This is a genomic window from Streptomyces iranensis, assembly GCF_017874715.1.
In the GTDB taxonomy this organism is placed as follows: Bacteria; Actinomycetota; Actinomycetes; order Streptomycetales; family Streptomycetaceae; genus Streptomyces; species Streptomyces iranensis.
In genome coordinates, this window is the sequence record NZ_JAGGLR010000002.1 from 231,194 (window position 1) to 254,898 (window position 23,705).

The 23,705-nt window shown below is 72.3% G+C and carries 24 protein-coding genes; 10 read left to right on the plus strand and 14 right to left on the minus strand.

Going from position 1 to position 23,705, the window contains the following annotated elements:
* The 3 genes from J2Z30_RS04650 to J2Z30_RS04660 form a co-directional block, all read right to left on the minus strand.
* Complete coding sequence (locus tag J2Z30_RS04650; protein ID WP_044578810.1) at positions 1-1,020, minus strand: LLM class flavin-dependent oxidoreductase; 1,020 nt, start codon at positions 1,018-1,020, stop codon at positions 1-3.
* A 67-nt stretch (positions 1,021-1,087) separates the two neighbouring features.
* A complete protein-coding gene (locus tag J2Z30_RS04655; protein WP_044578808.1) occupies positions 1,088-2,251 on the minus strand; it encodes an LLM class flavin-dependent oxidoreductase in 1,164 nt (387 codons plus the stop codon).
* Between the two features lie 485 nt (positions 2,252-2,736).
* Positions 2,737-4,044, minus strand: a complete 1,308-nt coding sequence (locus tag J2Z30_RS04660; protein WP_044578806.1) for a flavin monoamine oxidase family protein — start codon at positions 4,042-4,044, stop codon at positions 2,737-2,739.
* A gap of 243 nt (positions 4,045-4,287) precedes the next feature.
* Between J2Z30_RS04660 and J2Z30_RS04665 the strand changes: the two genes are divergently transcribed.
* The 3 genes from J2Z30_RS04665 (at position 4,288) to J2Z30_RS04675 (ending at position 7,512) form a co-directional block, all read left to right on the plus strand.
* The gene (locus tag J2Z30_RS04665; RefSeq protein WP_044578804.1) at positions 4,288-5,082 is read left to right on the plus strand and encodes an IclR family transcriptional regulator; all 795 of its coding nucleotides are present in this window, start codon (positions 4,288-4,290) and stop codon (positions 5,080-5,082) included.
* 374 nt (positions 5,083-5,456) lie between these two features.
* On the plus strand, positions 5,457-6,878 hold the full coding sequence (locus J2Z30_RS04670; protein ID WP_044578802.1) for an LLM class flavin-dependent oxidoreductase: 1,422 nt from the start codon (positions 5,457-5,459) through the stop codon (positions 6,876-6,878).
* A gap of 79 nt (positions 6,879-6,957) precedes the next feature.
* On the plus strand, positions 6,958-7,512 hold the full coding sequence (locus J2Z30_RS04675) for a flavin reductase family protein (RefSeq protein WP_245387586.1): 555 nt from the start codon (positions 6,958-6,960) through the stop codon (positions 7,510-7,512).
* A gap of 32 nt (positions 7,513-7,544) precedes the next feature.
* Here J2Z30_RS04675 and J2Z30_RS04680 read toward each other — a convergent pair whose 3' ends face one another.
* Positions 7,545-8,078: a hypothetical protein gene (locus J2Z30_RS04680; protein ID WP_044578800.1), complete on the minus strand. Its 534-nt coding sequence runs from the start codon at positions 8,076-8,078 to the stop codon at positions 7,545-7,547.
* Positions 8,079-8,358: 280 nt separating this feature from the next.
* Here J2Z30_RS04680 and J2Z30_RS04685 point away from each other — a divergent pair, with 280 nt between their 5' ends.
* The 4 genes from J2Z30_RS04685 to J2Z30_RS04700 all read left to right on the plus strand — a co-directional run bounded on the left by J2Z30_RS04685 (position 8,359) and on the right by J2Z30_RS04700 (position 11,252).
* Positions 8,359-9,210, plus strand: coding sequence for an oxidoreductase (locus tag J2Z30_RS04685; protein WP_044578798.1), 852 nt, complete (start codon positions 8,359-8,361; stop codon positions 9,208-9,210).
* A 77-nt stretch (positions 9,211-9,287) separates the two neighbouring features.
* Positions 9,288-9,884 carry a TetR/AcrR family transcriptional regulator gene (locus tag J2Z30_RS04690; RefSeq protein WP_044578797.1) on the plus strand — a complete coding sequence of 199 codons (597 nt, stop codon included), beginning with the start codon at positions 9,288-9,290 and terminating at the stop codon, positions 9,882-9,884.
* A gap of 271 nt (positions 9,885-10,155) precedes the next feature.
* Positions 10,156-10,977 carry a SigB/SigF/SigG family RNA polymerase sigma factor gene (locus tag J2Z30_RS04695; RefSeq protein WP_044578794.1) on the plus strand — a complete coding sequence of 274 codons (822 nt, stop codon included), beginning with the start codon at positions 10,156-10,158 and terminating at the stop codon, positions 10,975-10,977.
* A gap of 44 nt (positions 10,978-11,021) precedes the next feature.
* A complete protein-coding gene (locus J2Z30_RS04700; protein WP_044578792.1) occupies positions 11,022-11,252 on the plus strand; it encodes a DUF5133 domain-containing protein in 231 nt (76 codons plus the stop codon).
* 66 nt (positions 11,253-11,318) lie between these two features.
* On the opposite strand, the gene J2Z30_RS04705 is transcribed toward J2Z30_RS04700, so the two are convergent.
* Positions 11,319-12,317, minus strand: a complete 999-nt coding sequence (locus J2Z30_RS04705; protein WP_308279740.1) for an Lrp/AsnC family transcriptional regulator — start codon at positions 12,315-12,317, stop codon at positions 11,319-11,321.
* A 33-nt stretch (positions 12,318-12,350) separates the two neighbouring features.
* Between J2Z30_RS04705 and J2Z30_RS04710 the strand changes: the two genes are divergently transcribed.
* Positions 12,351-12,680: an amidase family protein gene (locus J2Z30_RS04710; RefSeq protein WP_245387644.1), complete on the plus strand. Its 330-nt coding sequence runs from the start codon at positions 12,351-12,353 to the stop codon at positions 12,678-12,680.
* 20 nt (positions 12,681-12,700) lie between these two features.
* Here the strand turns inward: J2Z30_RS04710 and J2Z30_RS04715 are convergent, their stop codons facing one another.
* Entirely contained in the window at positions 12,701-13,714 is a 1,014-nt protein-coding gene (locus tag J2Z30_RS04715) for a threonine ammonia-lyase (protein ID WP_078957062.1), read from the minus strand.
* Between the two features lie 42 nt (positions 13,715-13,756).
* On the minus strand, positions 13,757-14,590 hold the full coding sequence (locus tag J2Z30_RS04720; RefSeq protein ID WP_078957061.1) for an alpha/beta fold hydrolase: 834 nt from the start codon (positions 14,588-14,590) through the stop codon (positions 13,757-13,759).
* A gap of 149 nt (positions 14,591-14,739) precedes the next feature.
* Between J2Z30_RS04720 and J2Z30_RS04725 the strand changes: the two genes are divergently transcribed.
* Positions 14,740-15,711 carry a GlxA family transcriptional regulator gene (locus J2Z30_RS04725; protein ID WP_044578790.1) on the plus strand — a complete coding sequence of 324 codons (972 nt, stop codon included), beginning with the start codon at positions 14,740-14,742 and terminating at the stop codon, positions 15,709-15,711.
* On the opposite strand, the gene J2Z30_RS04730 is transcribed toward J2Z30_RS04725, so the two are convergent.
* Positions 15,696-16,412, minus strand: coding sequence for a helix-turn-helix transcriptional regulator (locus J2Z30_RS04730; protein WP_044578788.1), 717 nt, complete (start codon positions 16,410-16,412; stop codon positions 15,696-15,698). The genes J2Z30_RS04725 and J2Z30_RS04730 overlap by 16 nt on opposite strands.
* A gap of 86 nt (positions 16,413-16,498) precedes the next feature.
* On the opposite strand from J2Z30_RS04730, the gene J2Z30_RS04735 reads away from it, so the two are divergent.
* Positions 16,499-17,383 carry an NAD(P)H-binding protein gene (locus tag J2Z30_RS04735; RefSeq protein ID WP_044578786.1) on the plus strand — a complete coding sequence of 295 codons (885 nt, stop codon included), beginning with the start codon at positions 16,499-16,501 and terminating at the stop codon, positions 17,381-17,383.
* 25 nt (positions 17,384-17,408) lie between these two features.
* On the opposite strand, the gene J2Z30_RS04740 is transcribed toward J2Z30_RS04735, so the two are convergent.
* The 6 genes from J2Z30_RS04740 to J2Z30_RS04765 all read right to left on the minus strand — a co-directional run bounded on the left by J2Z30_RS04740 (position 17,409) and on the right by J2Z30_RS04765 (position 23,702).
* Complete coding sequence (locus J2Z30_RS04740; protein ID WP_044578784.1) at positions 17,409-17,807, minus strand: RidA family protein; 399 nt, start codon at positions 17,805-17,807, stop codon at positions 17,409-17,411.
* A gap of 13 nt (positions 17,808-17,820) precedes the next feature.
* Positions 17,821-19,377 carry an ABC transporter ATP-binding protein gene (locus J2Z30_RS04745; RefSeq protein ID WP_078957412.1) on the minus strand — a complete coding sequence of 519 codons (1,557 nt, stop codon included), beginning with the start codon at positions 19,375-19,377 and terminating at the stop codon, positions 17,821-17,823.
* Positions 19,374-20,252 carry an ABC transporter permease gene (locus tag J2Z30_RS04750; protein ID WP_044578778.1) on the minus strand — a complete coding sequence of 293 codons (879 nt, stop codon included), beginning with the start codon at positions 20,250-20,252 and terminating at the stop codon, positions 19,374-19,376. The genes J2Z30_RS04745 and J2Z30_RS04750 overlap by 4 nt, the downstream gene beginning before the upstream one ends.
* Entirely contained in the window at positions 20,249-21,202 is a 954-nt protein-coding gene (locus J2Z30_RS04755) for an ABC transporter permease (protein WP_044578775.1), read from the minus strand. The genes J2Z30_RS04750 and J2Z30_RS04755 overlap by 4 nt, the downstream gene beginning before the upstream one ends.
* Entirely contained in the window at positions 21,199-22,791 is a 1,593-nt protein-coding gene (locus J2Z30_RS04760) for an ABC transporter substrate-binding protein (protein ID WP_044578772.1), read from the minus strand. Before J2Z30_RS04760 ends, J2Z30_RS04755 begins: the two co-directional genes overlap by 4 nt.
* Positions 22,792-22,898: 107 nt before the next feature.
* Positions 22,899-23,702 carry a class I SAM-dependent methyltransferase gene (locus J2Z30_RS04765; protein WP_044582272.1) on the minus strand — a complete coding sequence of 268 codons (804 nt, stop codon included), beginning with the start codon at positions 23,700-23,702 and terminating at the stop codon, positions 22,899-22,901.
* Between the last annotated feature and the right edge of the window lie 3 nt (positions 23,703-23,705).

Here is a 23,705-nt window from a genome sequence, read left to right on the forward strand (position 1 = left end):
CTACGGGGCCGGTCGCCAGCCCAGTGCCGGGGCCAGCCTGCCGGCGATGTCGGTGAGGATCTGTACGTAGTCCTCGTGGTCGAAGGTGAAGGGCAGCGCGAACGCCACCTCCTCGACCTCCCGGAACGCGGCGTGGGAGGTGAGCCGTTCGGCGATGTCCTCGGAGGTGCCGACGAGATCGGGCGCGAACATCATGCTCGCCGGCCCCTGGGGTGTGGCGGTACGCGGCAGCCGCTGCCGGGCGTACTGCTCGTACTTCGCGCGCTGCTCCGGTGAGGCGGTGTCGGTGGGGATGACGACGAGCCCCTGGGAGACACGGGCGCGGTCGCCGTCGGGGTGGTGGGCGCGGAAGGTCCGGATGTGCGAGAGCTGGATCTCGGCGAAGTCCTCGGACTCCTCCGCCTTCACCACACTGCTGGTGAGCAGGTTCATTCCGTGCTCACCGGCCCACTGGGCCGACCGAAGGCTGCCGCCGCCGTACCACATGCGGCGGCCGAGCCCCGGGGCGTGCGGCTGGACGCGGTCGGAGAACACCTCGAAGCCCTCGACACCGCTGAAGTCGGTGACCGGTTCGCCGCGTACGCAGTCCAGCAGCCGCCGCACACGCTCGTGGCCGAAGTCCTCGGCGTCGGCGGTGTCGGGGTGGAGCGCGCCCCTGACCTGGTCGTAGTGGTGCGGCGGACCGGCGCTGACCCCCGGGTTGAGGCGGCCCCCGGACAGGATGTCGACCGTCGCCAGATCCTCGGCCAGCCGCAGCGGATTCTCCCATCCCATGGGGATGACGGCCGTGCCCAGTTCGATGCGGCTGGTGCGCTGCGAGACCGCCGCCAGAACGGCCGTGGGAGAGGAGATGCCGTATTGCAGATGGCGGTGGCGCACCCAGGCGCTGTCGAAACCCAGCCGTTCGCCCAGTTCGATGATCTCGAGTGTCGACTCATGGCCCCGGCGGGGGTCGGCCTCGTCGAACAGCCCAATGGTCAAGAAGCCCAGCTTGCGCAGGGGTTTCGAGGTCAGCGGCACAGGATTCCTCCAGCGTCCGCGGCGTACTCCGCCGCACACCATTGCCGTCCCATTGTCGCGGAGTGGCTCACCCGGACGAGGCGGACGAGGCGGTCGGGGCGGACGAGGCGGACAGCGCGGTGGCGGCACGGTGTGCGAGTTCCTGGCGTACGAGGGGGATCAGATGCCGGCCGTAGTCGATGGCGTCGTCGAGTGGGTCGTAGCCACGGATGAGCAGGGTGGTGGCGCCGATGTCCACATAGTCCAGCAGCGCCTGGGCGACCGTCTCGGGGGTGCCGACGAGGGCGGTGGTGTTGCCGCCCGCGCCGGTCGCGGTGGCGGTGGGGGTCCACAGTGCCCGGTCGTGACGGTCGGCCTTGGCGGCGGCCGCGAGGAGCCGCCGTGATCCGGCGTTCTGGGGTGCGCGCTCGCCGTTCTGCTGGTGGAAGAACGGGCGTCCGGTCCCGGTCCTGATGGTGTCCAGGACGCGGTGGGCCCGTTCCCAGGCCAGTTCCTCGGTGGCCGCCAGGATCGGGCGGAAGGACACGCTGATCCCGGGCGCCTCGGCACGTCCGGCGGCTGCCGCGGCGGCGCGTACGGAGGCGATCTGCCCGGCGGTCTCCGCGAGCGGTTCGCCCCACAGCGCGAAGGTGTCGGCGTGCTTGCCGCCCACCCGGTAGGCGGCCTCGGAGGAGCCGCCGAAGTACAGCGGGATGCCGGTGGCCCGGTGCGGCAGGATCTGGGAGGAGTAGTCCGCCAACCGGTAGTGGCGGCCCTCGTGGCTGAACGGTTCGGCCGAGGACCAGGCACGCCGCAGGATGCCCAGGTACTCGTCGGTGCGCTCGTAGCGCTCCTCCTTGCCCAGGAAGTCGCCGTCCTTGCGCTGCTCCGCGTCGTTGCCACCGGTGATGGTGTGCACGGCCACGCGCCCGCCGGTGAACTGGTCGAGGGTGGCGAAGCCCCGCGCGGCGAGGGTGGGGGCGACGAAACCGGGGCGGTGGGCGATGAGCAGACCGATCCGCTCGGTGCGGGCCGCCACGTGCGCGGCCACCTGGGTGCCGTCGGGCCGACGGGAGCTGTAGCCGATCAGGATCCGGTCGAAGCCCGCGTCCTCATGGGCGCGGGCGAAGCGGGTGGTGTACTCCGGGTCGATCGCCGGACCGGTCGCGGGCCGGGTCTCGGAGACCTCCTGGGTCTCGATCATGCCGATGAACTCGACCGACGACGCGGGTGTTGGGGCGGAAGCGGGCATGGGTCAATTGCCTTTCGGGGCAGGCGAGTTGGTACACGGCAGGGGCGAGCGGACGCCAGACCATGACGAGCACAGCGGGATACCCGAGCAGCGCACACACGCGTACGGAGCGCACGGTGCCGAGGGAGGGAGGAACTCCGGGCCGGTCCGGTCCGGGCGGCGGGAGGTGGTCGGCTACGGGTGCCGGGCCTCCGGGGAGCGGTGCGACCGCCCGGTCAGCGACAGAGGGCGCTGGAGGTGCGCAGATAGTCCACGTAGCGGCAGAGCACGCCCGGATGCGTCGAGTGCATATCCCATATGGTCGTGACCGCGGGAGCCGCTGTCAATGGACACCTTTTGGTGTCTCATGCTGCGGAACCTCGACGACCTGCATGTCCGTGCCCCGTGCCATCCAGGCGGGTATGACGGACACGACGTACTCCGAACTGCTGGAGACCATCGATGCTTCACGGGGATCGTCGACCTCGGGCGGCGCGTGATGCCCGTCAGCCGGCGGGGGGCCGCCGGAGGTCCCGGTGGACCTGGCGGGCCACGCGGGTGCCGCTTTCGATGGCGCCGTCGATGAAACCGGCCCAGATGTTCGCGTAGTCGCTGCTGGCGAAGTGCAGGACTCCGGTGTTCTCCTGCTGGGCGCGGTGGTAGCGGGTGAGGTGGTGGGGTTGCTGGATCAGCCAGGTCTCCTGGGAGTAGGGGTCGGCCATCCAGTCGTGGCCGCCGGCCTCGAGCACCTCGAGGTCGTCGCGCCAGACCTTCAGTGCCGCGTCGACGGCCTTCGGGTCGTTGACGTCGATCCGGGTCGAGTCCGGGCCGAAGGCGACCAGCACGGCGTCGTCCTCCCCGATGAACTCGGTGCGCACGACGGCCAGGGGGTGGGCTTGAGAGGAGTAGGCGAAGAAGGGCTTGATGCGGCCGCGGACCCGGATCCACGCCTTGGCGCCGCGGGAGGCGGTCTTCTCCAGGCTGGGGCGGAGCTTGCCGTCCGGCAGCGCGGGGGCGATGTCGAGCTGGTGCAGAACGTTCTGCGGCACGGTGACCACCACACGCCGGGCGGTGATGGTGCGCCCGTCGCCGTAGGTGATCTCGGCACCGTGGGCGTCGTGGGTGAGGGAACGGACCGGTGCGGACAGCCGGATGTCGGCTTCCGCGTCGGCGGCGATGGCCTCCACCAGGCTCCGGGTGCCGCCGGTGAGCCGGAAGATCGCCGATGCCTCGTGCATGAGGTGCCAGGACCCGGCGGTGGCGGCGGTCCAGCGCAGGGCGCTGGTGTAGGCGCACCGGTCGAGCGGGGCGTTGAAGTGGCCGACCCACGCGGCCTCGTTGGCGTTCCTCTCGTCGACGGACAGCTCGAGGTCGTCGAGCATCTCCTGAAGGTTGAACTGGTCGACGTCGGCCAGCCGTGGGACGGTCAGCGGTGCGTTCGGGCGGGGGATCCACTTCATGGTGTCTTCCAGCAGCCGGGTCATGCCCGGGTCGATGAGCCGCATGAAGTCGTCCAGGGTCCCGCGGCGCACCTGGTCACCGGCGAGCCAGTAGGTCTCCTCCGAGCGAGGACCACGGGTGATCTCCAGGCCGTAGCGGGTGATCTCCGCCCAGACATGCGGCTGGACCCAGTGCACCCAGGTGCCGCCCATCTCCAGGTCCCGCCCCAGCCGGTGATCGGTCCAGGTCCGGCCGCCGATCCGGTCGCGTGCCTCGAGGACGACGACCTTCGCTCCCTTCCGGCCGAGTTCGCGAGCGGTGATCAGGCCGGCGACTCCGGCTCCGATGACGACGACGTCCGCCTGCTCGGGCAAGTGAGTCCTCCTTCGTAGAGCCCCGACTTCGAAGCGCGTCCACTTAGTGAACGCGACGTTCATATCAACGCGGTACGGATAGTGGGCCGCACCCGCCGCCCCGCTGTCAAGACCTCGCGCGGCCGCGGCTCCCGGCTCGTCGCGGTGACGGCGTTCACTCCCCGAACAGGCCGACGGTACGGTGGAGGGAAAGGTCGCGGGCGGAGCGACTCCGCACGACGATCCGCACGACGAAAGGGCCCCATGAGCGACGCGTCCGGACCGGCGGACATGACCAACAAGTCCGTGACCAAAGGCGTCCGGCTGCTCCGCGAACTGGCGGCCCAGCCCCGGTCCGGAGCCACCGTCACCACCCTCGCCAAGGCCGCGGGGATCTCCCGGCCCACCGCCTTCCGCCTGCTGTACAGCCTGGAGCAGAGCGGGCTCGTCGACCGCGTCGACAACAACTACATCCTGGGCTGGGAGCTGGCCCGGCTCGGCCGCTACGCGGACCCCCACGCGGGCCTCGCCGCCCGCGCCCAGCCCCTGCTGCAGGAGCTGGCGGACAGGTTCAACGAGTCGGTGACCCTGTCGGTGCCGGACCTCAGGGGCGGGGTCGAGCTGATCGCCGAGGCCGCGGGCTCCCACGTGGTCAGCATCGTGCCGCGGAACATGGTCGGCGAGCACTACCCCCTGCACGCCAGCTCCACCGGCAAGGTCCTGCTCGCGGACATGCCCGCGGAGCAGGTGCTCGCGCTTCTGCCGGAGCGGCTGGAGCCCTACGCCTCGCGCACCATCACCGATCGCGCGCTCCTGCTCAAGGATCTGGAGCAGGTCCGCGAGCAGGGCTTCGGCGTCATCGACAACGAACTCGAGGAAGAGCTGCTGTCCCTGGCGCGCCCGATCCGCGACTCGTCCGGGACCCTGGTGGCGATCCTGGCCCTCGACGGCCCCCGGTACCGCTTCGGCCGGGACCGGATCCCCGAGGCCCTCGAGGAGATGCGGTCCATCGTCGACCGCCTGACCGAGGCGTTCTGGCAGGACTCGCCGTCCGCCTGAGCGCTCCGCTGGAAGTGCCGCGATGCGTCGTCGGCCGACCGCGGCGCCATCGTGGCCGGTCGCGCCCCGCGGCGGAGCCGCATATCGATACGGCCCCGCGCCCCTTCGGGGCGCATCCGGGCGTCCCGCCCCGGGGCCGGCGGCGAGCCCAGCCTGCCCCCTGGGCTCCCGTAGGCGATTTATCGACTCCGCCCCGCCGTGGGCACATGCGCGTCAGGCCTACCTGTTGACACCGGCCCTCACGAGACTCCAGCATGCTGAATATGGACGCCGCGTTCGCATACTGAACGCCGGACTGCCCCACTCTCCCCATCTCAGGTGCTCTGCGGAACTCTCACCGCAGGAAGGCCCCGCCTCTCGCCCTGGAGCGCAGCATGAGCAGTCAGCCGCTGAAGTTCTTCGCCTTCGACGTCGCCGCTCCCGCCCATCTGACCGCGGGTTCCTGGCGTGACCCGGAGGACGAGGGCCGGCGCTACACCGACGTGGACTACTGGACCGACACGGCTCGGATGCTGGAGGACGCCTGCTTCGACGGCATCTTCTTCGCCGACACCGTCGGATATCACGATGTCCACGGCGGGTCCCCCGACGCCGCGATGCGCGACGCCGCCCAGTTCCCGATCAACGACCCGGCCCTGATCGTCCCGGCGATGGCTTCGGTCACCCGCCACCTGGGCTTCGGCGTCACCGCGTCCCTGACGTACGAGCAGCCGTACGCGCTGGCCCGCAAGTTCAGCACGCTGGATCATCTGACGGCCGGCCGGGTCGGCTGGAACATCGTCACCTCCTACAGCGAATCGGCCGCGCGCAACCTCGGGCTCGGTACGCAGATCCCGCACGACAAGCGCTACGACATGGCGGACGAGTACCTGGAGGTCTGCTACAAGCTGTGGGAGAGCTCCTGGCAGGACGACGCGGTCATCCGCGACGCGGAGGCCGGTGCCTATCTCGATCCGCGGCGCATCCACCCCATCGGCCACAAGGGCACCTACTTCGAGGTCCCCGGCGTCCACCTGTGCCAGCCGTCCCCGCAACGGACCCCCACGCTCTTCCAGGCCGGTGCCTCCTCGCGTGGCCTGCTCTTCGCCGCGCGGAACGCCGAAGCGGTCTTCGTGAACACGATGACGCCCGAGCTCACCCGGCACGGCGTCGACCGGATCCGGGCCGCGGTCGCGCAGGCGGGCCGCGACCCCAGGAGCGTGAAGATCCTCGCCCTGATCACCGTGATCGTCGCGCCCACCGACGCACAGGCGCGGGAGAAGTACGAGCGCCACCTGGCGAATGTGAGCTACGAGGGCGCGCTGGCCCGGTACGCGGGCTGGACCGGGATCGACCTGAGCACGCTGGACCCGGACATGCCACTCCAGTACGCGGACGTGGACGGCTCGCGCTCGATCGTGGAGATGTTCTCCAAGGCGGACCCCACCCGGACCTGGACCGCCCGGCAGATCGCCGAGTTCATCGGCATCGGCGGCACCGGCGCGGTCATCGTCGGCTCCCCGCGGACCGTCGCCGCCGAGCTGCGCGCCTGGCGGGACAAGGCGGACCTCGACGGATTCAACCTCAGCTACGCGACCAAGCCCGGCGGCTGGGAGGACTTCATCGAGCTGGCGCTCCCGGAGCTGCGGCGGCAGGGCCTGGCTCGCGACGCCTACGACGAGCGGGCCACCACCCTCCGCGAGAGCTTCTACGGCGCGGGCCGGCGCCGCACCCTGCCCGACCACCCGGCCTCCAGGATCCGCGCCGCGCGGCGCGAGGGCGACCAACTCCCGGGCGCCGTGGGCGCACTGGCCTGACCCGTCAGTGCGTTGGCCCGACCGCCGGCGCACCGGCGCGCGATCTCAACCGTTCCACCACATCGAAGGGAGCATCACCATGACCACCGCCTCCGGCCTGCGGATCGACCAGATGGACCACCTGGACCAGATGGACCATGTGGACCATGTGGACCAGACGGACTTCCGGCACGTCATGTCCCACCTGCCCACCGGTGTGGTGGCGGTGACCGGCGTGGAACCCGCCTCGGCGCAGCCCGTCGGCCTGATCGTCGGCACCTTCGCATCGCTCTCCCTCGAACCTCCGCTGGTCGCCTTCAGCGTCGCCCGCACCTCCGGCAGCTGGCCCAGGGTCCGCCGCGGCGGCCGGTTCAGCGCCAGCGTCCTCGCCGAGGGACAGGACGCGGTGTGCCGGTCACTGTCCCGCAAGAGCGGCGACAAGTTCGCCGATGTGCCCTGGCACCCCTCCCCCGACGGCGCCCCGCGCGTCAACGGCGCCGTCGCCTGGATCGACTGCGAACCGGAGCAGGAGCTCGACGGTGGCGACCACCTCATCGTCATCGCCCGCGTACGGCGCATGTCCACCGGCTCCGGGGAGCCCCTGGTCTTCCACAAGGGCAGGCTCGGCAGCTACCGGGACACGGTCGCCGCCTGAGACGCCGGGAACGGTGACCGTCCGGCAGCCGGTCAGCCGCGTGTGCGGCGCCGGTAGTAGTGCACGGTGACGGCGGCGAGCAGCGGCCCCCACGCCACCAGCGGCACGTAGCAGGCGTTCATCAGCCACTCCCCCCACCGCGTGATCTCCATGTCGGAGTGCAGCGTCGTCCAGGTGAAGAGCACACCGTAGACCGTGCAGCAGAGGGCGCCCAGCGCGGCCGGTACGACCGCGGCGGGTACGGGGACGCGGCGGCCTCGCAGGCCCGGGATCCAGCGCGGCCACACCTCGCCCCATGGCCGCACCAGCCCCAGTGTCAGAAAGGCCAGGGCCTCCTGCACCGCGGACAGCAACGGCACGACCAGATACCCCCAGCCGGGGATGAGCATCGCGTCGTACTCGGAGTCGGCGAGCCCCAGCGGGACGCCGAGCACCACGGCGAACCGCCAGAGCGCGGACGGCGCGGATGCCCATAAGGCCGCGGCCGCCGCGCGTCTCGCCCACGGCGGGACGGGTGCGGAGGTCGCGGGGGAGGAGGGGGCGAATGGCGCTGCGCTGGTGGACATGGCGGCGGCTCCTGTGTGCGGGGTTGCTCCGACACCCGGAGGCTGTCACCCACACGCACCCGGCCACATCCGCCCGGAGCACACGACGGCGTCCGTCTTGGGGCGCATGCGCGCGGGTGGGGTCAGACCTCGGGACCACTACGGCGCGACCGCTCTCGTCAGGGTCCGCCAACCCCGGGCTACGGCACGACGAAAAAAATCGACGTGGTGTAGATTTTAGAGGAGAGAGGCCAGAACCTATGCGCGGCGCGGCTGCCGCGGACAAGGGATGTGAGCGGAGATGAAGACCTTCCTGATCACCGGTGCGAGCAGTGGGCTCGGCCGGGCGTTCGCCGAGGGAGCGCTCGACGCGGGGCACACGGTGGTCGGCACCGTGCGCCGGGAGGCCGACCGGGAGGCGTTCGAGGCCCTGGCGCCGGGGCGAGCCCACGCCCGTCGGCTGGATGTCACCGATGACGTGGCCGTACGTACCGTGGTCGACGAGGTGGAGGCGGCCGTCGGTCCGCTCGATGTGGCCATCGCCAACGCCGGGTACGGTCTGGAGGGGATCTTCGAGGAGACACCGCTGTCGGAGGTCCGGGCGCAGTTCGAGACCAATGTGTTCGGGGCCGCGGCGACGCTGCAGGCCGTCCTCCCCCATATGCGCGGGCGCCGCGCGGGCCATCTGATGGCCGTGACCTCCATGGGCGGTCTGATGGCGGTACCCGGGATGTCGGCCTACTGCGGCAGCAAGTTCGCGCTGGAGGGCATGCTCGAGAGCATCCGTAAGGAGGTCGCCGCGTTCGGCATCCATGTCACGGCCGTCGAGCCCGGCTCGTTCCGTACGGACTGGGCGGGCCGGTCGATGACCCGCGCGGAGCGCACCATCGCCGACTACGACGCGCTGTTCACACCGATCCGCGAGGCGCGGATGGCGGCCAGCGGCAACCAGCTGGGCGACCCGCGAAGGGCCGCCGAGGCGCTGCTGCACATCCTCGACGTCCCGGAGCCTCCCGGCCATCTGGTACTGGGCTCGGACGCGCTGCGCCTGGTCGCGGCGGCCCGGCAGGCGGTGGACGACGACATCCGCGGCTGGGAGAAGCTGTCGCGGACGACGGACTTCCCCGACGGAGCGCAGATCGCCGGCGCGTGAACCCGCGGCCGGACACGTCCTGAGTCCTTGTCCGGCGGAAGTACAGTGCTCGGAAGAGCCGATCAGGGGAGATCACCGTGGGAAGGCGCAGTGCCGCCCCGAGAAAGGGAGACCTGCGCGAGCAGGCCCTCCTGGACGCCGCCGAGGCGCTGCTCGAGCACACCGGCCTCGAGGAGCTCACGGTCGAGGCGATCGCCAAAGGCGCCGGGATCTCCCGCGGCTCCCTCTACTTCTACTTCGGCAACAAGCACGAGGTCCTCGCCGCCCTCGTCGAGCGCACCCTGCGCACCATCCGGGCCGAGGCCGACAGCACGGCGCGGGACGCGACGTCCCCACCCGTCGAGGTGATGGAACGGGCCGTCAAGGGCGTGGAGCGGGTCTGGCGCGAGCACGGCACCGTCATGCGGGCGGCCGTGGACTACTCCGCGCTGCACCCGGTGATCGGAGCCGCCTGGAACGACACGGTCGAAGCCTTCGCCCGCACCATGACCCCGGTGCTGACGCGGGCGGGGATCCCCGACGAGAGCGCCCCCGACGGAGCCGCGGCGCTGGCCCACGCACTGTGCTGGCTGACGGAGCGGACCTTCTACCGCGCCGCCCGCTCCCCCGGGCAGGACTTCTCCGCCGCGACCGCGACCACCGTCGCCATCTGGCGTCGCGTCATGAACAGCTGACGCGGCCGTAAGCCCGGCGTGGCCCACGTCACCCTGCGCCCGGTCGCCGTGACCAGCGGCGACTCCAGAAGAGCCGAACACGAACCAGAATTCATGAATTCATTGGTTTGAGCTCCGTGGCCCTGGCTAGAAGAGTGAGTGACCAAGGTGCTTCGGAAGGCAGGCACACCTGGCGGGAGGCGCGCGTCGCGCGCTCTGAGCCCCAGATGTGCCGTGTCGGCCTCCCGCTCCGCTGAACAGCGAACTGAGCAGGGAGAGAAGAGGAACCTTGATGAGCGCCGCACCCGCACGCGCCCGCCGCCGCCACGACGACACTCCTGACACCGCGGCCGACTTCGAGCGGCTGGCCGCCATGTCCAAGGGACCCGAGCGGGAGGCCCTGGCCGAGAAGCTGGTCGAGGCATGGCTGCCGATGGCCCACCGCCTCGCCCGCCGCTACCGCAACCGCGGGGAGAACCTGGAGGATCTGGAACAGGTCGCCGCCCTGGGCCTGGTCAAGGCCGTCGACCGTTACGAACCCCAGCGCGGAGGCGCCTTCCAGCCCTACGCCATCCCCACGATCGTCGGGGAACTCAAGCGGTACTTCCGCGACTGCGCCTGGGACCTCCATGTCCCCCGGCGGGTGCAGGAGCTGCGCAACAGGGTCCGCGCCACCATTCAGGACCTCGCCGCGGCCGAAGGCACCGACCGCTCCCCGACCGTGGCCCAGGTCGCCGAGGCCGCCGACATGAGCGAAGAGGACGTCCTGACCGGGATGGAAGCCATCGACAGCTTCCGGTCCCTGTCCCTGGACGCCGAACTCACCGGCGCGGACGACGGCTATTCCCTGGCCGACGCCCTCGGCCGGCCCGAGACCCGCTACGACACCGTCATCGCCCGGGAATCGGTCAAGCCGTGCCTGAACCAACTCCCCGAGCGGGAGCAGCACATCCTGTATCTGCGGTTCTTCCACGACATGACCCAGGCCGGCATCGCCGAGGAGCTGGGCATCTCCCAGATGCACGTCTCCCGCCTCATCTCCCGCAGCTGCGCCCGGATCCGCAACCAGGTCGAGACCGAGCCCCGGCCCGACCGGGTGCCGGTCCACGCATAGCGACGCCCCGTCCCGTCCCGCCCCAGGAGAAGAAGGAGCCTGCCATGCTCATGGCCCACCCCGCCGTGCTGACCGACCTCATCCAGCAGTACGAGACCCTCCGTACGCTGCACGCCGAGAACGGCAGCCCCGAGGCCCGGCAGCGGCTCGCCGACGTCTCGTACACGCTGTGCGTCGTCACCGGCACCCGGGACATCGACGCCGCCCTGATCGCCGCCCGGCACCAGCTCCCCGGCGCCCAGCCCGAGGACGACTCCCTCGTCCCCAGCGCCTGAGGCAGGGCACCCCCGCGCGCCCCGGACATCGACGGCCATCGGTGTCCGGGGCGCGCTCCACGCCCGTCAACAGTCCGCGGCCTGGGCGGCATGGGCCTCGGGGCCCGCGGCGAGGCTCGTGTCGGACGGGCGCGGGCCGTGCGGGTGCAGCAGCGGGACGACACCCACCGAGCGGCCGTCCTCGTCCAGCAGCCGGCCCATGTGCTTGACCGTGCGCAGGACCAGCGAACGGTCGTCGACGGTCAGCCGGGGCAGCCGCCGGGAGAGGTGCGCCTCGAAGGCGTGCACATCGCTCAGGCCGCGCAGCCAGACGTCGACCACCAGATTGTGCGGGCCGGCCGTGATCGCGCACGCGCGGACCTCGCGGAAGCCGGACAGCACACGGCTCGTCTCCTCCAGATGCTGGGCCGGTACGGACGCGAAGTAGACCGCGGACTGCGGCCATCCGAACGGTGAGCGGGCGAGGTCGCAGCGCAGGCTCATCCGTGACGGGAGCAGCGAGTGCAGTCTGCGGCGCACCGTGGTGAGGCCCACATCGGTGGCCGCCGCCAGCTTGCGCATCGACATGCGGCCGTCGGCGCTGAGCAGTTCGAGGAGCCGCGCGTCCAGGGCGTCCCAGCCCGCGGCGGCGTCGTCCTCCGGCCGGGCCGACGGGGGCAGGGCGGCATCGATCCGCGCGCACTGGTCGCTGTCCAGGCTGCGGAGCCGCCATCGGCTGCCCTCCGTGGGCATGCCCGTGGAGATGTGCGCCCGGGTCGCCCGCACCCGGGGTGTCCCCTGGAACAGCCGGGTGGTGAGGCGGAGCAGCTCATTGAGGTCCCGGACCTGCACCTCGGCGATCACATCGCGGCCGCCCGCCGTGAGTTTGACGTTGACCACCGCGTGATCCGCCGCCAGTGTCCGGGCGACGTTCGCCGCGGCACCGGGATCCGTGTCGACCTCGATGACGCCGGTCGCCACGACCCGGGAGTTGGCCAGCCGCGGATGCGCGGTCACCCAGGCGAGTCCGGCGTCCTCCAGGCGCTGCCAGCGCCGCGCCGCCGTCACCGGGTCGACGCCGAGCACCTCACCGACGAGCGTCCAGGGGGCCGGGCCGCCATGGCCCGCTGGTGGCAGGAGTTCGACCTGCTGCTGAGCCCGGTGTTCGCCACCCCGCCCAAGCCGGTGGGGTGGCCGTGGCGGGAGCCCGACGGCCTCCAGAGGTCGGTGGACGTGCTCGCCTTCACCGCGCCGTTCAACACCACGGGCCAGCCCGCGATCGCGGTGCCGGCGGCGCTGACCGAGTCCGGCACGCCCATCGGCATCCAGCTGGCCGCGGCGTACGGACGGGAGGATCTGCTGGTGTGCGTGGCGGCGCAGCTGGAAGCGGAGCGTCCCTGGGCGGCACATCGCCCACCGGTCTTCCCCGCCGGGGCGATACCGGCTTAGTGCTCCTCGGTGGAACGGTCTCAGTCCGCCAGGGCCTTGCGGAAGACCGCCGGATCGACGTTGCCGCCCGACGCCACGAGCGCCACGACCTTGCCCCGGACGTCCACCTTCCCGGACAGCAGGGCCGCCAGGGACGCGGCGGCGCCCGGCTCCAGCACGATCTTGAGGAGGCGGTGGGCCGTGGCCATGGCGGCCAGGGCCTCCTCGTCGGTGGCGGTCAGGCCGGTGACGTCGTAGTGGCGGAGGACGGCCAGGGGGCGGGCACCGGCCGCCGGGCCGGAGATGGCGTCCATGAGGCCGCCGGGAGGGTGGGGGTTGGCGCATACCCGGCCGGTGGCGAGGGACCGGGCCATCTTGTCGAAGCCCGCCGGTTCGACGATGTGGTTCACGAGGCCGGGGAGCGCGTGGCCGAGCGCGGTGATCACACCGGCGGCCAGCCCGCCGCCGCTGCAGTTCACCAGGACCGTGTCCGGGGCGAGGCCCAGTTCGCGCGCCTGCTCGGCGATCTCCAGGCCGACGGTGCCCTGTCCGGCCATGACGCGGGGGTCGTCGAAGGGCGGGATCAGCGTCATCCCGCGCTCCTCGAGGATCTTCCGGGCGACCTCTTCCCGGTCCTCGGTCCGCGGGTCGTACAGGACCGTCTCGGCGCCCCACCAGCGGCAGTTGTCGACCTTGATACGGGGGGCGGTGCTCGGCATGACGATGACCGCGGGGCACCCGGCGAGCCGCGCCGCGGCGGCCACGCCCTGCCCGTGGTTACCGGCCGAGTAGGCCACGATCCCGGCGCGGCGGGCCTCCTCGTCCAGGGCGAGCAGCGCGTTGAGCGCCCCGCGCACCTTGAACGAGCCGGTCAGCTGCAGACATTCGGCCTTGACCAGGACGCAGGCGCCCACGAGGTCGTCCAGCATCGGGGAGTTGAGCAGCGGCGTCCGGACCACATGGCCGGTCAGGCGCCGCGCGGCCTCGTGGATGGCGTCGATGCCGAAGCCGGGCACGATGCCGTCCGCAGCGGCGTGGAGAGGTGATTCGGGCACGGGCTCGAATGTAGCCCATGGGCGATCCCCGCCTCCGGCCGGTCACCGCCCCGCCACGGAGCCCTGGAGCCGGGCGACGAACGCGCTGATGTGGGAGGCGATCTGGTCGGGCACCTCCAGTGGCGACAGGTGGCCGGTGCCGCCGAGCTCGGTGAGGGTGGCCGTGGGGATCAGCGGAAGCAGATGGTCGCGCAGGACATGCGGCGGGTCCACCTTGTCGTCGCTGCCGGCCAGCACCAGTACCGGAACGTCGATCGCACCGACCCGGTCCGCGAAGTCCTCGGCCAGCGCCTCGCGCGGCCACGCCATCCGGGCCGCCTCGCCCGCCCGGGAGCTGTCCTCGTGCACCTGGCGGCGCGCCTCGGCGGACAGTTCGCCGCTGGTCAGGACGAGATCGATGCTGCGGTCGATGGTCTCCTCGCTGTCGTAGGCATGCGCCAGCGCCTCCTGGAACTCCCGCGTCACACCGACCGGAGCCGGCGGAGCGGGTGCGACGAGCACCACGCCCCGCAGTCCGGCGGAGCGGCGGGAAGCCAGCACCTGGGCCACCTTTCCGCCCATCGAGTGGCCCACCACGACGTATGCGCCGTAGCCCAGTTCCCCGATGACGCGCTCGGCGTCGTCGGCGAGCTGCTCGATGCCGTAGGGGCCGGGTACCTCGGTGGACTCGCCCCAGCCGCGGTGGTCGTACGAGACGAACGCCTGCGCGGGGCCGAGGCGCTCGATGACCGGCCGCCAGGTTCGGTGGGAGCCGCCCCAGTAGTGGAGGAAGACCAGGGCCGGCCCGTCGCCCTCGCGGACGTGGCCGTAGACCCGGCCGCCCGTCACGTCGAAGTACCGGCCGATGGGGGTTTTCGTGGTGGTCACGGTGCTCATGGCTCGATCGTCGTCCAGCGCTTCTCGGTCAACCACACGCTCGTATGCCACCCTTCGCAACTTTCGGGACACGGTCGCCGGTGGCCGCCCGCGGGTCTCGCCCCGGCCGTCCGGTCCGGCGGGAAAGTTACGGCCGTAACATTGGGGCCATGGCCCCTCATCGCGTCGCGGTCCTGGTGCTGCCCCGGGTCCTCCCCATCGACCTCGGCATCCCGACGCAGATCTTCAACGCACGGCCCAACACGCCGTACGAACTCACGGTGTGCGGCGGAGCCCGTGGCAGCGTCATGACCAGCACCGGGTTCACGGTCGGGGACACCGCCGGGCTGCCGGCCCTGGCCCAGGCGGACACGATCATCGTGCCCGGCTACTGGGAGTATCAGCGGCCACCGGCGCCCGAGGTGGCGGCGGCCCTGAAGCTCGCCTCCAGCCGGGGCGCCCGTATCGCCTCCATCTGCACCGGCGCCTTCGCCCTCGCCGCGGCGGGGCTGCTCGACGGCCGTACGGTGACCACGCACTGGGCCAGCGCCGACGAGCTCGAAGAGCTCTACCCCCGGGTCCGGGTGGACCGCGGTGTCCTCTACATCGACGACGATCCGCTGCTGACCTCCGCGGGTGTGACCGCGGGCATCGACCTGTGTCTCCACATCGTCCGCAAGGATCTCGGCGCCGCCGTCGCCAACGACATCGCCCGGGAACTGGTGGCCGCACCGCACCGCGACGGCGGCCAGGCGCAGTACATCGCCCAGTCCCTGCCCGAGCCCACCGCGCGCACCCTCGCCGACACCCGCGAATGGGCCCTGAACCACCTCGACGAACCCCTCACGCTGGAGGTTCTCGCCCGCCACGCCCGCGTCTCCACCCGCACCCTGGTCCGCATGTGGCGCCAGGAAACCGGCATCACCCCGCATCAGTGGCTGCTCACCGCCCGCGTCAACCACGCCCGTGAACTCCTCGAAGTCACCGACCTCGGCATCGAGCGGATCGCCGCCCAGAGCGGCCTCGGTACCAGCACCAACCTCCGTGCCCGCTTCCGGGACGCCCTCGGCACCACGCCCTCCGGCTACCGGCGGACCTTCCAGCGGGGCCCGGACGTCCCGGAACGTCACGCCGCGCCGTGAGTGGCGCGGCCGAAGTCGGTGGTCAGCCAGTGCTCGATGGACTCATCGGGGAACGTGTGCGGCCGGTAGGTGCCCGCCACCCGTGAGATGCCGGTGATCCGGTCGAGGCGGAAGGTGCGCCAGTCGTCCCGGTCGACGTCGAATGCCACGAGGTACCAGTGTCCGGCGCGCAGGAAGTGGCGGTACGGCTCGACCAGCCGGGTGGAGGGGCGGCCGTGCTGATCGGTGTAGTGGAAGCGGAGTCTGCCGTCCTCGGCCACCGCGTCGGCGATCACCCCGACGGTCGCCGCCGAGACCACGGCGCCGGGCTGCTGGAGCACCTCGGTGGCCAGGTCGGTGGCGGCCGCGCGGCGTCGCAGCGGGCGGGGCAGCACTTGGTCCAGCTTGAGCAGCGCGCTTGACGCGACCGCCGCCTCGGGGAGGAAGGCGCGGATCAGATGCAGCCCCGCCACCAGCGCGGTGATCTCGTCGGCGGTGAACAGCAGCGGCGGAATCCTGGTCCCGGGGCTCAGCCGGTAGGCGCTGCCCGGCCCCGGGCGGGCCTCGACGGTGTACCCGAGACGGCGCAGCCGCCGGGCGTCGCGTCGCACGGTGCGGACGCTCGTGCCGAGCCGTTCGGCCAGCTCGGCGGCGGTCCACTCGCCACCTGACTGCAGCAGCGTCAGCATGGTCAAGGTCCTGATCGTGGGATCGAGCTCCATGCCCTCAGCCTTCCAGGAGAGGAGGACAGCTTCAGGCCGCCTTGGTTCCTAGGGTGCGGTCGAGCCATCGATGAGAGGAAGCAACCATGCGGATCGCCGTCACCACCCCGACCGGAAACGTCGGCCGCCACGTCGTCGCCGCACTCGTCCGCGCCGGGGTCCGGCCACGTGTCCTGCTGCGCGACCCCGGGCGGCTGGCGCCCGAGGTCCGGGAGGAGGTGGACGCGGTGCCGGCCGACCAGTACGACGCCGACGCGGTGGTGGCCGCCACCCGCGATGTGGACGCCCTGTTCTGGGTGAACCCGACCAGCGGCCACGGGGATCCCCTCGCCGAATACGCCCGCGCCACCGACAGCGTGGTGCGCGCCGTCACCGAGAACCGGATCGGCCGCGTGGTGTTCCAAAGCAGCGTCGGCGCGGAGAAGCGCCACGGTGCCGGTGAGATCGACGGCCTGGCACAGACCGAGATCGCTCTGGAGGGCACGGGAGCCGACGTCACCCATCTGCGCTGCGGCTACTTCTTCACCAATCTCGAATTCGAGCTCGAGGCCCTGCGCGCCGGCACCCTCCAGGTGATCCTGCCGCTCGACCAGCCCATGGCGTGGGTGGCGCCCCGCGACATCGCCGAGGTCGCCACCACCCGTCTGCTGGCGTCCGACTGGTCCGGCCGGTGCGTACAGGGCGTCCACGGGCCCGCCGACCTCACCTGGCGACAGGTCGGCGGCATCCTCACGGCCGCCACCGGCCGGCGGATCGGCGTCGAGCGGATCACCGACGACGCCATGCGGGCTCGACTCCGCCGGGCGGGGATGGCCGAGAGCCTGGTCGAGGCCGTGCTCGGCATGTCGACCGGCCTGCGCGAGGACTTCGTGCCCGAACAGCCCCGCACCCTCCGGACCACCACCCCGACCCCCCTCGCCGCCTGGGCCCACGACCAGCTGCGGCACCGGATCGCCGACGACGTCCCGTAAGCGATCCGCGTGTCGTCCTCGGGGGTTACCCGGCCACCACCGCGAATGCCTCGATCTCCATCAGGAACTCCGGCCGCACCAGCGAGACGACCTGCACCGCCGAGGCGGCGGGCAGCCGGTCGTCGGGTATGCAGGCGGCACGGGCCTCGCGGATGGCCGCCATATGGGCCATGTCCGTGACGAAGTACGTCAGCTTGATCACATCGTCGAAGGTGGCACCGGCGGCGGCGAGGCAGCGCCGCAGATTCTCGAAGACCTGGCGGGCCTGGGCCACCGGATCGCCCTCGCCGACGATGGCGCCCGCCTCGTCCAGGGCGATCTGGCCGGAGACGGCCACGAAGTGCCCGGTGCCCTGGACGACATGGGAGTACTGGGCGGCGGGCGCGACCCCGTCCGGGGCGGGGATCCTGATCAACTCACTCATGGGTGCAGCGTAATCAGGTGAGGGCCGACCAGGCACGCGTCAGGTCGGCCGTGAACGGGTGGCTCGGGGTGGTCAGCACCTGGTGGGCCGGGCCCTGCTCGATCAGTTCGCCCGCCTCCAGGACGGCGATGCGCGTGGCCAGGGCCGCCGCGTCCAGGTCGTGGGTGATGAGGATCAGGGCCAGGTCGGTGTGGTCGCGGGGCAGGGCGATGAGGCGGTCGAGGATGTCCCGGCGGGTGATCGGGTCCAGGCCGGAGGTGACCTCGTCGCATACGAGCACCCGGGGCCGCGCGAGCAGGGCGCGGGCGAGAGCGGCACGCTGCAGCTCGCCGCCCGACAGCTGCCCCGGCAGGCGTCGTACGAGGTCGGGCGCGAGTCCGAGACCGTTCAGCGTCGCCTCCGCCTCGGCCCGCGCCGTCGCCGGGGCGGCTCCTCGCAGCCGTGACGCCGTGCGCGCCACCTGGTCCAGGACCGGCCGGTGTTCGTCGAAGGCGGCCCGTGCGTCCTGGAAGACGTACTGGACGGCGGCGAGTTGCTCCCGGGTGCGGGAGCGCAGGCTGCGGGGCAGCGGGGAGTCGTCCAGCAGCACCTCTCCGTCGTGGTCGCGGTGGAGCCCGGCCAGGCACCGGGCGAGCGTGGTCTTGCCGCTGCCCGAGCGGCCGACGACGGCCAGGCAGGTGCCGGAGCGGACGGTGAGCCCGGCGGTGCGCAACACGGTGGTGGCGCCGTGGCGTGCGGCCAGTCCGCGCACCCGCAGTCCGGGTGTCCCCGGCCCGGGTGTCGCCTCCCCGGCCTGCCGCTTGTCGCGTGGTACGTCGCCCGGCGGGGTGCTGGGCGGTGTGGTCGGCCGTGCGGCGAGGAGCGTACGGGTCCAGGGGTGTGCGGGCGCCGTCCACATTCGCTCGGCGGGCGCCGACTCCACCACCCGGCCCGCGCGCATCACCACGACCTCGTCGGCGAGCGCTCGCACCACATCCAGGTCATGGCTGAGGAGTACGACGGCGATGCCGCGTTCGGCGACCGCGGACAGCCGCTCCACGACACGGCGTTTGGTGAGCGCGTCCTGTCCCGTGGTCGGTTCGTCCGCGACCACGACACGCGCGCCCAGCAGCAGCGCCTGCGCGAGGACGACGCGCTGCTGCTGACCGCCGGACAGCTGGTGCGGATAGCGGTGCAACAGCGCCTCGGCGTCCGGCAGTTGGGCTTGGGCCAGGGCGGCGAGAACCCGCTCGCGGGCCTCGGCGCGGCGCTCGGAGCGCCGCGGATGGCGCACCTGCCGGCGGGCTATGTCATGGAGGAGCGCGCCGATCCGGCGCGCCGGGTTGAGGACCGCGGCCGGATGTTGCGGGACATAGCCGACCAGCCCCTCGGCCACGCGTACGTCACCCGTCACCCGGGCCCCCGGCGGGTACTCGCCGAGCAGCGCCAGCCCGGTGGTCGTCTTGCCGCTGCCGGACGGGCCCACCAGCGCGGTGATCCGTCCGGGCGCCACGCTGAGGCTCACGTTGTCGACCACGGCCCGGCCGTCGATCTCGACGCGCAGGTCCTTGATCTCGGCGACCGCGTTCACGTCCACTTCCCCTTCTTCCGCTCCGTGCGCCCGTTCTTCCGCTCCGCGCGCCCGTTCTTCCGCTCCGCGCGCCCGCCGTCGTCCAGCGCCGCGTCGAACAGCAGATTGCTGCCCGTGGTCAGCGCGACGATCAGCAGCGCGGGCACGACGACCGCCCAGGGCTGGACGAACAGCCCGGTGCGGTTGCGGTCCACCATCACCGCCCAGTCCGCGGCGTCCGGCGCCACGCCGACGCCCAGGAAGGCCGCGGTGGCCACCAGGTAGAGCACACCGGTGAGCCGGATTCCGGCGTCGGCGGCCAGCGTGCGCAGGATCGACCGCCCGACGTAGCCGACCCCCATCCGCCACCAGGTCTCGCCCTGCAGCCGCATCGCCTCGACCGCCGGGCGCGAGGCGGCCTCGGCGGCCGCGGCGCGCACCAGCCGGGCGGCGTCCGGGATGTTGGCGAGCGCCACCAGCGGCGCCAGGCCCGCCGCGCCCGGGGTGAAGACGGTGGCGACCAGCAGGATCAACAGCAGCGACGGCACGGCGAGCAGGATGTCCAGGGGGCGGATGAGCAGCTCCTCCAGCCGGCCCCGGTGGGTGAGCGCGGCGGTGAGCCCGATCGGCAGCGCCACCAGATACGCGAGCGCGGTCGCCGCCAGCGCGGTCAGGACCACCGGCCGCCCACCGAGCAGGATCTGCCGCCAGACGTCACGGCCCACGAAGTCGGTGCCGAGCCAGTGGCCGCCACCGAGCGTGAAGGAGGTGGCGCGCGGGTCGGGCGCACCGGCGAACAGCGGCCCGAACAGGGCGAGGGCGAGCGGGACGGCCACGATCGCGAGGGCGAACGCGTAGGCCCCCCGGCCCGGCCGCCCGTCGAGGTACGCGCTCACGCCGTCACCTCGCCCCGGGGTGCGAATCCGCGGGTCACCAGATCGGCGCCGATGTTCAGGACGACGGTGATGACGCCGAAGACCACCGCGAGCCCCTGCACCACGGGCACATCGCGTTCGGCGACCGCGTTCATCAGCACGGTTCCCAGACCGGGGATCACGAACAGGGCCTCCACGACGATGACACCGCACAGCAGCCAGTCCACGGTGCGGGCCAGGTGCTGGGCGGCCGGGGCGACCGCGTTGGGCAGGGCGTGTGCGTAGCGGATACGGGCGCCGGGGATCCCGTAGCGGCGCGCCTGCGCGGCGTACGGCGAGGCGAGCGCCTCGATCATTCCGGCGCGCACCATGCGGGCCAGCGAGCACACCGGCCGGGACAGCAGGACGAGCACGGGCAGCACCAGCGCGGCGGGGTGGCCGAGCAGATCGGTGCCGTAGCCGACGGCGGTCGGCGGCAGCCAGCCCAGCCGCAGCGCGAAGACGGTCACCAGCAGCACCCCGAGGGCGAATTCGGGGACGGCGTAGACGCCGAGCGTCACCGTGCTGATGGCCCGGTCGGCGAGCCGTCCCCGGTGGCGGGCGGCGAGCACACCCAGCCCCACCCCGGCCGGCACCAGGAGCAGCACCGTGAGCGAGGCGAGGAGCAGGGTGGGGCCGAAGCCATCGGCCACGTACGCGCTCACGGGCCGCCGCGAGACCAGCGAGGTGCCCAGGTCGCCGTGGGCGAGCCCGGCCGCCCAGTCCAGCAGGCGGGCGGTGGCGGGCCGGTCGAGCTCCATGGTCTCGCGGATGGCGGCGACGCGTGCGGGGTCGGGCTCGTCCCCGGCGAGTGCCACGGCCGCGTCGCCCGGCAGCGCCTCGGTGAGCGCGAAGACCAGCAGTACGACGGCCACAGTCTGGGCGGCGCCGAGCAGCAGCCGCCGGGCGAGCCAGGAGCGCAATGGCCTCAACGGAGCCAGACCTTGTCGAAGCGGGCCCAGTCCAGGGTGTTGGCCGGGGCCTCGCGGTCCACGCCTCCCACAGAAGGCGCGGTGCCGATGATCCAGTCGGCGAACCCCCAGACCAGGAAGCCTCCTTCGGCGTACAGACGGCGCTGCATGCGCTCGTAGACGGCGGCGCGGGCCTTGTCGTCCTTGGTGGACTGGGCCTGCTGGTAGAGGGCGTCGAAGTCCTTGTGGTGCCACTTGGTGGCGTTGGTGGTGGATCCGGTGAGCAGGCGCTGGGAGATGTGGGACTCGATGGGCATGGCGCCGGAGCGGTAGCTGCACAGCGTGCCGGAGTCGAGGATGTCGCTCCAGTACGAGTCCTTGCTGCCGTTCCGCACCCTGATGGTGACCCCGGCCCTGGCCGCCTGGTCGCGGAAGATGCCGGCGGCCTCGGTGAATCCGGCGGCGACGGGCGAGGTATCGAGGGTGACCCTGAGGTCGGCCGCGCCCGCCTCCTCGAGCAGCTTGCGCGCGCGGTCGAGGTCCTGTTCGCGCTGGGGCAGCCCGGCCGGGTAGTACTCGTAGCCCTTGCCGAACAGGTCGTTGCCGAGCCGGCCCGCCCCGGACAGGGCGCCGTCGATCAGCTCCTTCCGGTCGGCGATGAGGAAGAACGCCTCACGGACACGCCTGTCGTCGAACGGAGGGCGGTCGGTCTTCATGGCGAACGCCTGCATGGCGCTGCCCGGCAGCCGGACGATCTCCATCCGGCCGCCGCGCTCATGGGCGCGTGCGGTGGTGGGGTTCAGCTCATGGGCGTATTCGACCTGGCCGCCGAGGAGCGCGTTGACGCGTGCGGACTCCTCGTTCGCCACGATGAATTCGAGCTCGTCGAGGTGCGGGGCGCCGTCCCAGTGGTCGTCGTGGCGCCGCAGCACGGTGGAGCGGCCCGGGGTGAAGGAGACGAACCGGAAGGGCCCGCTGCCGATGGGCTTACGGTCGAATTCCTTCGCCCCGTCGGGGACGATGTACGCGCCGAACGCGGCGAGCACGTTGGGGAACTCGGCGGTCGGGCGCTTGAGGACGAACTCGACGGTCCGCCGGTCCACGGCCCGGCTCGCCGCGAGGTCGATGGGTTCGAGGGACGCCTTGGCGCGGTACGCCTCCTTCGGGTCGGCGATGCGGCGGTAGCTGTAGAGGACGTCGCGCGCGGTCACCGGCCGGCCGTCGTGGAAGGTGGCCTCCCGCAGGGTGACCTGCCAGCGGTCCAGGCCCGCGTTCGGCTCCCATGTCCGGGCCAGGCGCGGCCGGGCGGAGAGGTCGGCGCCGTAGTCGGCGAGCTTGTCGAAGAGCGCCTTGGCTCGGGCGACATCGGCGAATAGATTGCTCAGATGCGGGTCGAGGGTCTCGCTCGCGCCACCGCCCGCGAAGGCGGCGCGCAGCCGTCCGCCGCGCCGTGGCTTTCCGTCGCTCTTCGTGTCGCCCCGGCCGGAGGCACCGCCGCCGCATCCGGCGAGGGTGAGGGCGCCGAGCCCGGCCAGGCCCGAGGCGGCGGCGAGTACGCCGCGCCGGGGCGGGCCCGGGAGGTGGAGGCGGGGAGCAGGGTCATCATGCATGGCGGTGTTCCTTGACGTGTGTCGGTGGCGGTCGTCGTGGGGCACGGCGGGCGGGAGCGCGGTCCGGTCAGCAGGGCGGCGGGTCAGTGGGTCAGTGGGTCAGTGGGTCAGCGGGTCAGCCGGGCCACCAGGTGCAGCCGGTCGGCGTCGACCGTGGTGGCCGCGTCGTCGCCCTCCCGCCACGGCGGCTCGGTGCGCGGCCCCGGCCGGTCGTACAGGCCGAGGACGGTGAAGCCGTGCGCGGTCAGGCGGTGCCGGAGCTCCTGGGGGAAGAGCAGCCGCCAGGCCGAGCGCTGCTCGACCGGCGGGGAGCCGTCGTCGGCGGTCCATACGCGCGTCCGGCGCAGCAGTTGCGCCGCCCGGTCGAGATACAGGGTGGTGGTGGACCGGTAGCACGTGCCGTGATGGCTGAAGGTGTTGACGGTGGGGGCGTCGAGGAGTTCGGTACGGCCCAGGAAGAAGGCCCCGTTGCGCATCTCCGCGACGAGGAGCCCACCGGGTGCCAGCCCGGCGCGGCAGGAGCCGAGGAAGCCGTCGAGCTCGTCGTCGGTGTGGCAGTACAGCAGGGCGCTGTCCAGGCACACCACGGCGTCGAACGTCCCGAGGTCGAAGCCGCGCAGATCGGCGTGGCGGTACTCCGGCCCCGGGTGGTGCGCGCGGGCGTACTCCAGCATCGCCGTCGAGAGGTCGGACCCGGCAACCGTACGGCCCGCGCCGTGCAGATACGCGGCGTCCCGCCCGGTGCCGCAGCCGATGTCCAGGACCCGCGGGCCCGCGCCGTACCGCCGCAGGACGTCCTCGGCCCAGCGCCCGGCGAGCCGCTGGTGGTCGGGGAATCTGGCCTCGTACAGTTCGGGGCTGTCGATGAGCAGATTGCCCCGTGTCGTCTCGCGCTCCGATGCGTATGTCATGCC

Excerpts from the sequence above, each read along its gene's own strand:
- J2Z30_RS04675 (WP_245387586.1), top strand. The coding sequence starts at position 6,958 with ATGACCACCGCCTCCGGCCTGCGGATCGACCAGATGGACCACCTGGAC.
- J2Z30_RS04695 (WP_044578794.1), top strand. The coding sequence starts at position 10,156 with ATGAGCGCCGCACCCGCACGCGCCCGCCGCCGCCACGACGACACTCCT.
- J2Z30_RS04665 (WP_044578804.1), top strand. The coding sequence starts at position 4,288 with ATGAGCGACGCGTCCGGACCGGCGGACATGACCAACAAGTCCGTGACC.
- J2Z30_RS04725 (WP_044578790.1), top strand. The coding sequence starts at position 14,740 with ATGGCCCCTCATCGCGTCGCGGTCCTGGTGCTGCCCCGGGTCCTCCCC.
- J2Z30_RS04655 (WP_044578808.1), bottom strand. The coding sequence starts at position 2,251 with ATGCCCGCTTCCGCCCCAACACCCGCGTCGTCGGTCGAGTTCATCGGC.
- J2Z30_RS04685 (WP_044578798.1), top strand. The coding sequence starts at position 8,359 with ATGAAGACCTTCCTGATCACCGGTGCGAGCAGTGGGCTCGGCCGGGCG.
- J2Z30_RS04710 (WP_245387644.1), top strand. The coding sequence starts at position 12,351 with ATGGCCCGCTGGTGGCAGGAGTTCGACCTGCTGCTGAGCCCGGTGTTC.
- J2Z30_RS04700 (WP_044578792.1), top strand. The coding sequence starts at position 11,022 with ATGCTCATGGCCCACCCCGCCGTGCTGACCGACCTCATCCAGCAGTAC.
- J2Z30_RS04735 (WP_044578786.1), top strand. The coding sequence starts at position 16,499 with ATGCGGATCGCCGTCACCACCCCGACCGGAAACGTCGGCCGCCACGTC.
- J2Z30_RS04670 (WP_044578802.1), top strand. The coding sequence starts at position 5,457 with ATGAGCAGTCAGCCGCTGAAGTTCTTCGCCTTCGACGTCGCCGCTCCC.
- J2Z30_RS04760 (WP_044578772.1), bottom strand. The coding sequence starts at position 22,791 with ATGCATGATGACCCTGCTCCCCGCCTCCACCTCCCGGGCCCGCCCCGG.
- J2Z30_RS04765 (WP_044582272.1), bottom strand. The coding sequence starts at position 23,702 with ATGACATACGCATCGGAGCGCGAGACGACACGGGGCAATCTGCTCATC.
- J2Z30_RS04680 (WP_044578800.1), bottom strand. The coding sequence starts at position 8,078 with ATGTCCACCAGCGCAGCGCCATTCGCCCCCTCCTCCCCCGCGACCTCC.
- J2Z30_RS04730 (WP_044578788.1), bottom strand. The coding sequence starts at position 16,412 with ATGGAGCTCGATCCCACGATCAGGACCTTGACCATGCTGACGCTGCTG.
- J2Z30_RS04740 (WP_044578784.1), bottom strand. The coding sequence starts at position 17,807 with ATGAGTGAGTTGATCAGGATCCCCGCCCCGGACGGGGTCGCGCCCGCC.
- J2Z30_RS04720 (WP_078957061.1), bottom strand. The coding sequence starts at position 14,590 with ATGAGCACCGTGACCACCACGAAAACCCCCATCGGCCGGTACTTCGAC.